The 12827-nt window shown below is 56.8% G+C and carries 10 protein-coding genes; 3 read left to right on the top strand and 7 right to left on the bottom strand.

Features of this window, described 5'->3' with window-relative positions:
* Nucleotides 1-55: 55 nt before the first annotated feature.
* From AEAC466_RS34385 to AEAC466_RS34370, 4 genes are all read right to left on the bottom strand, one after another.
* On the bottom strand, nucleotides 56-544 hold the full coding sequence (locus AEAC466_RS34385; protein WP_023458391.1) for an NfeD family protein: 489 nt from the start codon (nucleotides 542-544) through the stop codon (nucleotides 56-58).
* A gap of 4 nt (nucleotides 545-548) precedes the next feature.
* Entirely contained in the window at nucleotides 549-1487 is a 939-nt protein-coding gene (locus tag AEAC466_RS34380) for an SPFH domain-containing protein (protein ID WP_035429916.1), read from the bottom strand.
* Nucleotides 1488-1602: 115 nt separating this feature from the next.
* Nucleotides 1603-4113, bottom strand: coding sequence for an ATP-binding protein (locus tag AEAC466_RS34375; RefSeq protein ID WP_081714630.1), 2511 nt, complete (start codon nucleotides 4111-4113; stop codon nucleotides 1603-1605).
* A gap of 628 nt (nucleotides 4114-4741) precedes the next feature.
* Nucleotides 4742-5170, bottom strand: coding sequence for an NUDIX hydrolase (locus AEAC466_RS34370; protein WP_023458387.1), 429 nt, complete (start codon nucleotides 5168-5170; stop codon nucleotides 4742-4744).
* Nucleotides 5171-5252: 82 nt separating this feature from the next.
* Here AEAC466_RS34370 and AEAC466_RS34365 point away from each other — a divergent pair, with 82 nt between their 5' ends.
* Nucleotides 5253-6683: an FAD-binding oxidoreductase gene (locus AEAC466_RS34365; protein ID WP_023458386.1), complete on the top strand. Its 1431-nt coding sequence runs from the start codon at nucleotides 5253-5255 to the stop codon at nucleotides 6681-6683.
* A 15-nt stretch (nucleotides 6684-6698) separates the two neighbouring features.
* Here AEAC466_RS34365 and AEAC466_RS34360 read toward each other — a convergent pair whose 3' ends face one another.
* Nucleotides 6699-7517 (bottom strand): response regulator, encoded by an 819-nt coding sequence (locus AEAC466_RS34360; protein WP_031238837.1) that lies wholly within the window; start codon nucleotides 7515-7517, stop codon nucleotides 6699-6701.
* 377 nt (nucleotides 7518-7894) lie between these two features.
* Between AEAC466_RS34360 and yaaA the strand changes: the two genes are divergently transcribed.
* Nucleotides 7895-8680 carry a peroxide stress protein YaaA gene (gene yaaA / locus AEAC466_RS34355; protein ID WP_023458384.1) on the top strand — a complete coding sequence of 262 codons (786 nt, stop codon included), beginning with the start codon at nucleotides 7895-7897 and terminating at the stop codon, nucleotides 8678-8680.
* Here the strand turns inward: yaaA and AEAC466_RS34350 are convergent.
* A complete protein-coding gene (locus AEAC466_RS34350) occupies nucleotides 8677-9594 on the bottom strand; it encodes an L-threonylcarbamoyladenylate synthase (RefSeq protein ID WP_023458383.1) in 918 nt (305 codons plus the stop codon). The genes yaaA and AEAC466_RS34350 overlap by 4 nt on opposite strands.
* Nucleotides 9591-10865, bottom strand: coding sequence for a YceI family protein (locus AEAC466_RS34345; protein ID WP_023458382.1), 1275 nt, complete (start codon nucleotides 10863-10865; stop codon nucleotides 9591-9593). Before AEAC466_RS34345 ends, AEAC466_RS34350 begins: the two co-directional genes overlap by 4 nt.
* A gap of 196 nt (nucleotides 10866-11061) precedes the next feature.
* On the opposite strand from AEAC466_RS34345, the gene AEAC466_RS34340 reads away from it, so the two are divergent.
* Nucleotides 11062-12822 carry an acyl-CoA dehydrogenase gene (locus AEAC466_RS34340; protein ID WP_023458381.1) on the top strand — a complete coding sequence of 587 codons (1761 nt, stop codon included), beginning with the start codon at nucleotides 11062-11064 and terminating at the stop codon, nucleotides 12820-12822.
* Nucleotides 12823-12827: the final 5 nt, after the last annotated feature.

Below are 12827 nucleotides of genomic sequence, written 5' to 3'. Positions count from 1 at the left end.
AAATCAATTCTTATCCGCAAACCCCATTGCCGTAAGGGAAATATTATCGTCGCGATTATGTGCGACGAACGAAAACGCGCCCCTCGTGAATGCGTTCGATGACGACGCGATCATTCGCCGCCAGAGCGGTGCCCGTTGTTTCGACCAATACAGCCGGCCATTCGACGCCGTCGAAGCTGACACGACCGGTCCGTTCGCCACCCGCGACCAGCTCAAACCCGCTCAGGACGTGCGCCTGTTTGCCGACCATCCGGCGGTGAGGATCGTTGATATCGGCGCTGTGCGAAGCGACTTTCATGAATTTCGGCGTCAGAATACCCATGGCCAGGCTGAGAAGCGCGAACGTCAATGCTTGGAAGAAAAAGCCGAACGGTAACCCAGTCAGGCAGACCACGGCCACCACCCCGGCGGACGCCGCCGCCCACAGCAGCCACTGCGTGCCGAGAAACACCTCAACGCCGAGCAACAATAAACCGAAGACGAACCACACCCAAAAAGCGTTAATCCCCACCGGCCCTATCAGCAAAATGTTGCTTAGATCCATGGCCTTACGCCTTCCTAGCGGGCGCCGGTTTGACGGGATCAGTGGCGACGGATTTGATCAATTCGGAAATGCCGCCGATTGTGCCGGCCAGCGACGACATGTCGGCCGGAAGGATAAGAGTCTTGGTGTTGTTCGAGTCGGCGAACTTGCCAAACGCTTCGACATATTTCTGCGCCACGAAGTAGTTGATGGCGTTGACGTCTCCTTTGGAAATGGCCTGGGACACCATGTCGGTCGCCCTGGCTTCCGCTTCGGCGGACCGCTCGCGCGCCTCGGCGTCGCGGAAGGCGGCCTCCTTGCGGCCTTCGGCTTCAAGCACCGCTGCCTGTTTCTGCCCCTCGGCGCGCGCCACCGCCGCCTGTTTCTCGCCATCGGCCTCGATGATCAAAGCGCGACGCTCCCGCTCGGCCTTCATCTGGCGCGCCATCGAATCCGTAATGTCATGTGGCGGCTTGAGGTCCTTGATTTCAATTCGGTTGACCTTCACACCCCATGGCGATGTCGCATGATCGATGACATTCAGCAGCCTGGAATTAATGGCATCACGCTGGGACAGAACCTCATCCAGTTCCATAGCCCCCACCACGGTGCGCAGATTGGTCATGGCGAGTTGCGTAATCGCATTATCGAGATTATCGACGCGATACGCCGCCAGAGCCGCGTCTATAACCTGAGTGAAAACAATGCCATCAACCTTGACGTTCACATTGTCCTTCGTGATCACGTCCTGCTGCGGCACATCGAACACCCGCTCCATCATATTGACCCGACGGCCAACAGCCTCAACGAACGGCGTTAGAAACGCGATACCAGGCTTGAGAGTTCGGGTATAGCGACCGAAATTCTCGATGGTGAACTCATATCCCTGCGGCACGATCTTGATGATGCTGAACAACAGCATAATGCCGAGGACGACGATAACCAAGGTTACCGGTCCGAAAATAGAAATGGATTGCAGCAATTGGGCCTCCCCGAAACAGATACCCCTCAAATATGGGGACCTTTCAGGAAGTATACAGTCCGTTTTATGCGAACCCTAGCCAAATCGGCGTGAACGGTCAGGCAACTTCCGATTTCGTTGCGCCGGTATCATCCTGCAGGCGCAACAGGCGGGCCACCGTATCCACCAGATTATCCATGATGATCGGTTTAGAGATGTGGGCATCCATTCCGGCAGCCATGCAGGCTTCGATCTGGTCATGCATGGCATCGGCCGTCAAGGCAACGATCGGAACGTGCTTACCTTCGGCTTCTTGGGTGCGGAAGATGCGTGTGGCTTCAAGTCCGCCCATCCGTGGCATGTTCAAGTCCATAAGGATCAGGTCGAAGCGTGACATGTCCAGATCAAGAGCTTCACGGCCGTCGACAGCTTCAGTAATGACGAAGCCGAACGGCTCAAGAAACAAGCGCGCCACCTTTCGGTTCACCGGATGATCATCAACGAGTAAGATTTTCATACCTGGTAAGTCCTCGTTTTCATCGTGGGTCAGTACAGACGGTTCCGTTTCCGCGGTTTTGGTCGAGGCGACAACCTCTCCGGCTTCAAAGGTCATCACGAATGTGGAGCCGCTTCCTTCTTCGCTTGTGACGCTCAATGACCCGCCCATCAATTCCGCCAGTCGACGACTTATATTCAGTCCGAGACCAGTACCGCCATATTTCCGCGTCGTGCCAGCATCCGCCTGGCTGTAGGCTTCAAAAAGCTTGTCGAGCGTAGCTTTAGACATGCCTATACCGGTGTCTCGCACTTCAACACGGACTTTGAAGCCGCCGTCTTTGTGATGTTCGGCCGACGTCAAAATCCGAACGGTCCCTTTTTCAGTGAATTTCAACGCATTGGATACCAGGTTGGACAGGCACTGATAAACACGCAGGACGTCAAACATCATCGCCCCGCACGCATTTTCAGCGATTTCATAACGCAGCATGATATCCTTGCCGTCCAACAAGGAGCTGTAGGTATTGATGACCCGCTCGATCATGTCCTTCATTGTGGACGGCGTCGGCGCCAATTCGATCTTTCCGGCTTCAATGCGCGACATGTCCAGCACGTCGTTCAAAAGGACGAGCAGGGTCTGGCCGGAATCGACCAGTATTTCAACCTGTTCTCGTTGAACGTCGTTGAGTTCCTCTTTCTTCAAAGCCTGCGCCATGCCGAGAACACCGTTCAGCGGTGTGCGCAGTTCATGGCTCATCACAGCCAGGAAGCGCGATTTGGCGGCGTTAGCCGCTTCGGCATGTTCATGCGCGTCGCGCAGATGCCATTGCATCCGCCGCATCCGCCATACCCAAAGACCGCCGCCAGCCACGATAACAAGTAAAAGGAAAGCAATCAGTCCGGCAGCACCAAGCAGAAGGTTGCCCATCTGGACCTGCTTGACCAGAAGACGGCTTTCGGCAGTCTGGCTGTCTAGTTCCTTGCGGAGCGCCTTATACATGTCCTGAACGGCTGCGATCCCCTTGTTCTGGTCATCGCGATGCACATCGAGCGCATAGTCACCCAGATCGCGGAACGCCAACTCGTACTGACCTCCGGCCGCCTTGAGGTAGGCACCTATATATTTTTCGAAAAGGCGGTCACGCGGATAGATGGCCTCCGGGACGGTCTGTAGCTTGCTTAAATAGAAGCGCGTGCGATTGACGTCATAGAGTCGCGCATAGGCGTTGGTGATCAGGCGCAGAGTGTAGGCGTCATGCGGGCCGTTGACGACGCCTTGAATGACCGCAGATCCCTCCAGGCACTGGATAACCGCAGCATAGTTGCCGCTCTTGTCACTGACCACAGCGCACAGTTCGCGATCCCAGGCGCGCAAATCGGAAATGCTATACTTGGCGACGTAGCCCGCGTAGAGCTTTTGAAGCTTCTGCGCCAGATCGATATCGTTATTCTGGGCCGCGAAATAGGCCAGATCATACAACATATCCATTTTTTGTAGGAAGAAGGCATTGGTTTGCGATAACTGCGCCGAGGCAAGCATATGATCGGCGTAGGCTTTATAATCGCCAACATTCATCATATTATAGGCCAGACTTTGCTGCGCCACGCTAAGCAACCCCTCAGCCGCCTTGCCCTGGGCGTGCAGCCGAACGATCAGATTTTCGCCCAGATCGATGGCTTCGGCCCATTGGAAACTGTATTGCAACTGCCTGATGCGTTCCAGGGTCGTGATATTCTGCAGCGCGACATCCGAAGACGCCATGTAGGTCGCCCACTCCCTTTCGGTCAGCGTGTCATAGCCATTGGTTTCATTCTGATAGGTTTGAAGCATGAAGCGGGCGAGCAGGTCGAGATTACTATCGTTCTCGCTTTGGGCTAATTGCATGATGCGATCGTGCCAGGCCATAAGTTTGGCCTCATTCTGATTGGTCTTATAAGCATACAGGACCCGCCAGAGCGCATATATGCGCTCGTCACCGGACAAGGCCATGGCCACCTGACCATAGTTGTCGACCTCATTTGGCGTATAGACAAACGGTGTGGCAGATACCGTGTCGTAAACCCTTGCCAGCTTGTCATGGTATGGTGGGGTGGTTGCGCCAACCTCCCGCGCTGACGCCTGCCTGGACATAGGCAGTAACACACAACAGAACACGCCCAGCAGACATATTGTCAGCCAACGCCCCGCTTTTATTATCCCCCTTTTAGGGAAATCCGTGTCTGCTTCGGTAATCATTACCGGCGATTAGACCGCAAAGACCTTAGTATTCGCTTAAGCCTGGGAAATGGCGCCTGATGAGTATTCAAGTCATGAAAAAGGCGGGGAAAGCACGAAGCCTTGCCCGCCTTACATTATTCAAAAGATCTGTTCAGAACAGATCATTCGCCAATCTTAGCAATAACCCTTGACAGGATTGCAAACCGGCGGAATGGCGCTCGCCTGAGTGGCAACAAACGTGGCGCCCGCGGCAATAGCCAGGACGGTAAGGGCAACGGCAAACTTCTTCATAGCAAACTCCTAACAAACTAAAACCATGGACCAAACAGGCTCTTCGTCCCCGCCCTGAAGAAGCTCGGAGAATATCCCTGTCCGTAACGGATTACAGGAGCTTCACACTCTGCCGCCGTTAATTAATACTTAACCATGTTTTTATCATTACCACAAGATGCAATTCCTCGAGACAGAGAGTTTTCACTGCAACGCGGCCAGTTGTCGCAAATGCGAGACAGTTTCACCGACATAAGGTTGTATTTAAAAACTAATAGATTTTGCGCGACCGCAAGATCACGTCGCGAATATCTTCCTGCTTTATCAATGCAATAGCTTCACTTAACGGCATAAAGGCAGCCAGGTCCGCATCATCGCCAGCAATCGGCTCTCCCGACACCCAGTTCGCGGAATAGTCGATAAGAATATAGTGAAAGCCGGCCTCTATTATCTCGTAAACGTTGATTAACTCACCAAGTTGAGCCGTCACACGCGTTTCTTCAAACAGTTCCCTTAACGCTGCGTCAGCAAGAGATTCGCCGCGATTTATTTTACCGCCGGGAATTGACCATTCGCCCAGACGTGGCGCGCGCCCGCGACGAATCAACAGCACGTCATCGCCGCGCCAGCATACAACCCCAACCGCGGGAATAGGATATAAGTGCAACTCATCGGAAGCATTAGGTTTTGTGTCTTGCACTTCCGGCCTCTCTCCCTTAACGCAGCGCGTAAGATTGCGCTCGCCGCGCCCTGCTCATCCTATATCCATCAAGGTCAGATCGATGTCTACGCCCGCCGTCTCCGAAACCCCGCCCGTTTCACCAGAGGTCATCGCCCGGATAAAGGCCGTGGTCGGTGACGCCGGATGGAGCGAGGATCCGATGCGTGTCGATCCCAAGCTGACCGAATGGCGAGGAAAGTGGAAAGGCCACACCCCTCTCCTCGTCTTGCCGAAATCGACACATGAAGTCTCCGCGGTCGTCAAAATCTGTTTCGACAATGGCGTCGCGATAACCCCTCAGGGCGGTAATACAGGTCTGGTTGGCGGCCAAATCCCCTTTGGCGAAATCCTGATTTCGCTTGAGCGCATGAAGGCGATCCGTGACGTGGCGCCGACCGACGACACCATGGTTCTGGAAGCCGGCCTTACCCTCCTCGACGCGCAGCAGATCGCCGAAAAGGCCGACCGTTATTTTCCCCTGTCGCTCGCAGCCGAAGGTACGGCAACAGTCGGCGGCGTCATCTCGACCAATGCCGGCGGCACAGCTGTACTGCGTTACGGCGTCACCCGCGACCTCGTGTCCGGACTTGAGGTCGTCCTGCCGAACGGCGATGTCTTTCACGGCCTGAAGCGCCTGCGCAAGGACAATACCGGTTACGACATCAAACACATGTTCATCGGCGCGGAAGGCACGCTCGGTATCATCACCGCCGCTTCGCTTAAACTCTTCCCGATCATGAACTCACGCGCCACAGCCATAGTTGCCTTCGACAGCGCGCAGAAGGCCATAGACCTTCTGGTCCGCGCTAAGCAGGAAACGGGGGGACAGGTCGAAGCCTTCGAACTGATGGGGCGTTACGGTCTGTCTCTGGTATTGAAGCACATTCCCGACACGCGCGAACCGCTGGAGGGCGAGTATCCCTGGTATGCCCTCATCGAGGTTGCTTCGGGCGATCCGCAAGGAGCTTCCGCCGCCATGGAACGTCTGCTCGAAGCCGCCTTCGAAGAAGAACTCGTGCTTGACGCCGTAATCGCCCAAAACGAGACGCAGGCCGCAGAATTCTGGCGCCTGCGCGAAGATCACTCTGCCGCTGAAAAAGCCGAGGGGGCAGCCTGGAAACACGACATTTCCGTGCCGCTATCGCGCATGGCCGAGTATATGGAAGAGGGTAAGGCCGCAATTGAAGCCTTCCTGCCTGGCGCGCGGCTCGTGGCGTTTGGCCACGTCGGTGACGGCAATGTCCACTTCAACGTTATCGTGCCGGAAGGCATGGACGCAGCCAAGTTCAATGCCTTGCGCGACGAAGGCGCCAAGGTGGTTCACGATCTGGTCAATGCCTATGAAGGATCGATCTCGGCGGAACACGGACTGGGCCGCATGAAGACGAACGAGGCGCTGGTGTACAAAGACCCGGTGGCCGTCGCCGCCATGCAGGCCCTCAGATCAGCCCTGGACCCGAAGCGGATCATGAATCCGCATGTCTTATTCTGATTGTACAGGGTGTAATCAGTTGTCGAACAAGGCATCAATGGCCGCCTGATTCGATTCTTCTGGTCCTTCTTTGGCGCGGATGACGCTCTGCACCGATTTCAGAAGGTCATGCATATTGAAGGGCTTGGGCAGCAATGCATCGGCGCCGGCCGCCTTCGCCGCCGCCAGGACGTGGATAGCTGTGATCGTGTCATCGACGCCCTGAGACATGGCTACGACCTTGCAGTGGGCAAAGTCCTTTTTGATCTGGAACGTGCCTTCGATGCCCCCGATGCCCGGGATCAGCACAGCCGTCAGCACGACGTCGATCATGCCCAGATTATGATCAAAAAACGCATCTTCCATGTTTGAGGCGAAGGACACCTTGTATCCGACCTGTTTGAGCACCCGGCAAATATCGAGACGCAAGTCCTGATCGTCTTCCACCACCAAAACATGATGGTCCTTGGATCGAGCGCGGTGATAAGCATTGGTGTCGGCCAGAAGCGTCTTCAGTTTGTCGGGTGCGAACGGTTTGGCAATGACGAAATCGGCGCCGGCGGCAGTGATCTCACTCCCGGTGCCAGGCGCCTGTCCACGCCAAGCGCTGGACATAATGGCGAGGGGGGCTTCCTGGGAATGCGTACGAATCTGATCGATGATCTGCATCGTGCTGCCCTGACCATCATAGGCATCAAACAGCAGAAGGTGAAAACGACTTCCTTTTAATAGCCGCATAGCCATCTTCTGGTCGAAGCTAAGGACAGACGTCCACTTCTGATCATGCAGCATAGAAGAAATACGCTCTGCCTGGTCACGGTTGTGATCCATGACAAGGACGCTACCTAAACTCATTCGATCCTCGTCCAGAAGCCTTACTAAGGCGGGCTAAAATAAGTAATAAATCCTTAACAACTACATAACACACGAATTTACACCTATAGACGGCATATTATTCAAAATGAATGCGGCATTATTTTAATGGAAACATATCGTAAAGACTCTACGTCCCGTTGTTTACTATAATAACAACATTACGTATTCTGCCTTTCCGTTTTACGCCGGCCATCAGGTTTTTTGAGCTTTAAGTGCTTGATCGGAAAGGCGTACTTAGTAGAGAAGAACCGCATAACTGGCAGCGCTGCCTAGCTCACTCTATTGTCACCGATATCGAACCTGCCTATAAGCTGAAAAAGGAAATTCAGCCCCGCAAATCTTCAAAAAATCGGCTCATGCTAACCCTGTTATCTCCCGCGAAATCACTCGACCTGTCTCCGTTCGATGCCGGCGTCGTACCGACAGAACCGCGTTTCCCGCAAGAGACAGCGAAGCTGGTGAAGAGTGCAAAGCGGCTCAAGCCCAAGCAGATCATGGAGTTGATGGACATCTCCCAAACGCTCGGTGAATTGAATTATGCGCGCTACCAAGGCTTCGAAGACCAGACGCCGGGTGCCGCCGCTTTCATGTTCGATGGCGATGTCTATACAGGGTTGCAAGCGCGCACTCTGGACGCGGCGGGCATCAAATGGGCCCAAGATCACCTGCGCATACTTTCCGGCCTGTACGGCGTCCTGCGGCCGCTCGACCTGATCCGGCCCTATCGTCTGGAAATGGGATCACATCTGAAAACGGGGCGCGCCAATTCGCTTTACGAATTTTGGGGTGATACACTGGCCAAAAGCCTGACAACTGAACTGACGCACCACGACACAGGCATTGTGGTCAATCTGGCCAGTCAGGAATATGCCCGCGCCGCGCTGACCAAGGCGCTCAAGGCCCGGGTCGTCACTCCGCGTTTTCTTGAAATCAAAGGCAATCAGGCAAAGATTGTTTCCTTCTTTGCCAAGACAGCGCGCGGCCTGATGGCACGTTTCATGATCGACAACCGTGTGGATACAATCGACGGGTTGAAGGATTTCAACGTCGCAGACTACACCTTCCGCGCCGACCTGACGACCGGCGACGATTGGGTTTTCACTCGCCCTCAGCCAGAATTGAAAAGCGCAAAAGCCGCCTAACCGACAAAGCCGGCTGCGCGGCGAATCCGGTCATTGATCGCCTCGCCGATATCGTGATCTGGTATGGGGGCGATTTCGATAACCGATGGCATAAGGCGGTCGGCGTCGCGCAGCGCGCGGAACAGATTGGCGGCCGCTTCGTGGAGGTCACGACCAGCGCTCAGTTGAATGACCTCGCCCGCATACGCCGTTTCGCCAAAAGCGAGATAGACCGCACCTTCAGACGGTATATCAATATTGATGCGCACCGGCGCATCCGGCGCGTAATGGGTGCTGAGGCGACCGGGAGAGCGATGCCCCTCTGCAGTATCGGCAGCCAGAGGCCCGACCACGGCTTCGATCTGAGCACGCGTGACCGCACCGGCCCGCAAATAGCGGGCCTCTCCCAACAAACTGACCACGGTGGATTCCACCCCGACCCCGCAATCGCCGCCGTCGGGCGATACGGCGACTGAGGCCCCGGTTTCTTCGTAAGCGTCAGCCTGGGTGGTCGGGCTCGGTCGTCCGGAGCGATTGGCCGATGGCGCCACAACCCCGCTACCGAATGCCCGCAGGATGTCCAGCGCCATGGGATGCGCCGGCATACGCAAGGCAACGCTGTCCAGACCAGCGCGCGCCAGATCGCAGGCTTGATCCCTATCACGGACCGGCAGGACCAGGGTCAGGGGCCCCGGCCAGAACGCCTGAGCCAACGCCCTGGCCCGATCATTGAAGAGCCCAATTCGCTCAGCCAACGCCAGATCGCCGACGTGAACGATAAGCGGGTTGAATCGCGGCCGCCCCTTGGCTTCGAACACCTTGATGACCGCCTCGGGGTCAGCCGCCGAAGCGCCCAAACCGTAGACGGTCTCAGTGGGCAGATGGATCAGATTGCCGGCGTTCAGGGCGTCGACAGCCGCCTCGACCAGACTCATTTCGCGGCTTTGGCTTTCAGACTGATATCGACCTTCACCTTGGCCGGTAGAGCGTCCGTCGCCGCCCACTCACCCGACCCGACCCCGAAAGCGGTCCGGTCGATGGTGGTGCTGCCCGTCATCGTGGCGGTGTCAGTCTTGATGATGAGGCTGAACGGCAAGCTCAATGGTTGACTCTTACCGTGCAGGGTCAACCGCCCCTTGGCGACAAAATGGGTCGCATCCGTCTTCGTGAAGCTTGTCGCTTCAAATACCGCTTTCGGCGTCACGGCGACATTGAAGAAGGCATCGCTTTTCAGGCTGCCGTCGCGGTCATTGTCGCCGGAACTGACCGACGACAGATCGATCGTCACCTTTACGCGCGACTTGTCCAACTGCTCCGGATCGAACGCGATGGCGGCGGAATAGCTGCTGAATCCACCATTGATCGCCTCCCCCGACAGGCTGGTGCTGAAAGCGATTTTGGTGGCGGACTTATCAACGACCCAGTTTGTGACCGCTGCGGCCTGTGATGCGCTTGCGGTTTCAGACACAGACGACGCCGCAGCCTCGCTTACCGACGCGGACGCCTCCGGCGCCTCACTGCTGGCGACTGAGGCCACAGGTGGCGGGGCATCGTTACGCGTCTGCGGCGTCCCGCGCAGCACACCAAAACCAAGCACCACCGCCGAGCCAACAACGCCAATCGGCAACAACCAGCGATAATTCAGGATTGGTCTGGGCTTAAGACCCGGCACCATGTGCTCCATCACCGTATCCTTGTCGACAAACTGGTGCTTCAGCGCGGCCAGGACATGCAGTGGGATCATGACGTAGAACAACAGCTTGGCGATCAGTCCGTGCGCGGCTTCAAACGTCTCATGCGCGTCGTGAGTCTGCGGCACCGGCAAATGCGGCCACGTCATGCCAAAGAATGGAATGTCACGCGTCGAGGTCGAAACCATCAGCCAGCCGGACAGCGGCAGGCCAATCATCACGACATAAAAACCGACATGCAGGGCATGCGCTGCCCATATCTGCCATTTTGACATGGGGGCGGCTGGCGGCGCCTTGTAGACCAGGCGCAAGGCGATACGCAGGAGTGTCAGAAGGATTATCAGAATACCGATCGACTTGTGCAGATTGGCGCGCGTGAAGATCAGGCTGTCCTTGTCGTCGAACCGCCACCCCAGAAAAACCATGAACAGGATGAGAAACGCCATCAACCAGTGAAGATAGCGGCTGTAGCGGTTATAGCTGGTCGGCGTCAGCCCGGTCATGGGTTCAGTCATAGTCGTCTCCTCGGATATGTTTGCATACACCACACGCCCAAGAGCGTCATGCGAAAATATATGTAACAGATACTATTTCATTTCAAGCACCGGCCGGTTGAAAATCGCAGCCAGTTTAAAAAGTTGACGTTCACGTAAAAGGAACTTGCGAGGCGCGAGGCTCCGTCATAGACTGCAAGAAAAACAGGGATGCCCAATGACCTATCGCGCCAGTGTCAAAGATATTACCTTCTGCCTCGACCATGTCATTGGCATGGCAGACAGTTACAACAGCTCAGCCTTTCCTGACTTTGATGCAGACCTGCGCGACGCCGTGCTCGATGCCGCCGGGCAACTGGCCGGAGATGTGCTGGCGCCGCTAAACCATATCGGTGACTTGGGCGGGACCAAGCTTGACGGCGATCGTGTAATTGTCGCGCCGGGTTTTCTCGATGCCATTAAGGCCTATGCCGATGGCGGGTGGTATGGCCTGGCAGCCGGTCCAGCCTATGGCGGGCAGGGACTGCCCAAGATGCTGGAACAGGCGTGTTTCGACATGTTCCACGGCGCCAACATGGCCTTCACCCTGCTGCCGACCCTATCGCAGGGCGCCATAGAAGCAATCCACGCCCATGGATCTCAAGCGCAAAAGGATCTTTTCCTGCCTAAGCTTATAGCCGGGCAATGGTGCGGAACCATGAACCTGACCGAACCGGGCGCCGGTTCGGATCTTGCGGCCCTGACCACTCGCGCTGAGCCTGCCGACGACGGCACCTACCACATCACCGGCCAGAAAATATTCATCACCTGGGGCGAACACGACGGCGCGGAGAATATTATCCACCTGGTTCTGGCACGGTTGCCCGACGCGCCTAAGGGAACGCGTGGCATTTCCCTGTTCCTGTGCCCGAAATTCCTGGTCACTGGCGACGGCAAGCCCGGCGCGCGCAACAGCGTGAGTTGCGTCGGGCTGGAACATAAGCTGGGCATCCACGCCTCTCCGACCTGCGTCATGTCCTTCGAAGGCGCGCAGGCCGAACTGATTGGCCCACCTAATGGCGGCCTGGCCGCCATGTTCACCATGATGAATGCCGCACGCCTGGCCGTAGGCTTCGAAGGCGTGGGCCTGGCCGATGCCGCCTGGCAAAAGGCGCAGGCCTATGCGCGGGACCGCCGTCAAGGCAAGTCGCTCATTACCGGTCAGGACTACGCTCCGATCTATGACCACCCGGATGTCCGCTTGATGCTGGCCACCATGAAGGCAAAGACCGAGGCCGCGCGCGCCATATGCATGGCCACCGCCGCCGCCATCGACGCCGGCCGGCGCGATCCGGATCCGCGTCACAAACGTCGCGAGGATTTTCTGGTGCCAATAGCAAAGGCATGGTCCACCGACCGCGCCGTTGAGGTAGCGTCCCTGGGCGTGCAAGTCCATGGGGGTATGGGTTTCATCGAAGAAACCGGCGCCGCGCAATATTATCGCGACGCGCGCATCGCTCCAATCTACGAAGGCACCAATGGCATCCAGGCCGCCGATCTGGTCGGCCGGAAGCTGGCCAATGATGGCGCCGCCGCGCGGGATATCGAGGCGGACATCCGCTCCTTCCTGGAGGTCAATAAGCTGGAACTGGCGAACGGATTCGCCGTCGAGGCAGAGCAACTTCTAGCCGCGGTGACGCAATTTTCCGCCGCCACTGACCACCTGTTGGCGCAAAAAGCGGCTGCGCCGCTCGACGTGGCTACGGCAGCCACGACCTATCTGACCCTGTGCGGCGACCTGATCGGTGGCTGGCTTCTGCTGAAAGGCGCCCTGGCGGCGCAAGGCCTTTTGGCAAACGGCGACGTGGAGTGGCTCAACGACCGGATCAAACTGATGCGCCTCTTCTACGCCCACACCCTAAGCCACGCACCGGCGCACCTGGCCGCGATACGTTCGGGGTACGGCGCCCTGGACGGACTAAGCCTCAGCCTAGATTAGGCTAA

This window comes from Asticcacaulis sp. AC466 (assembly GCF_000495815.1).
GTDB lineage: Bacteria > Pseudomonadota > Alphaproteobacteria > Caulobacterales > Caulobacteraceae > Asticcacaulis.
This window is presented reverse-complemented; position numbering and strand designations above follow the sequence as displayed.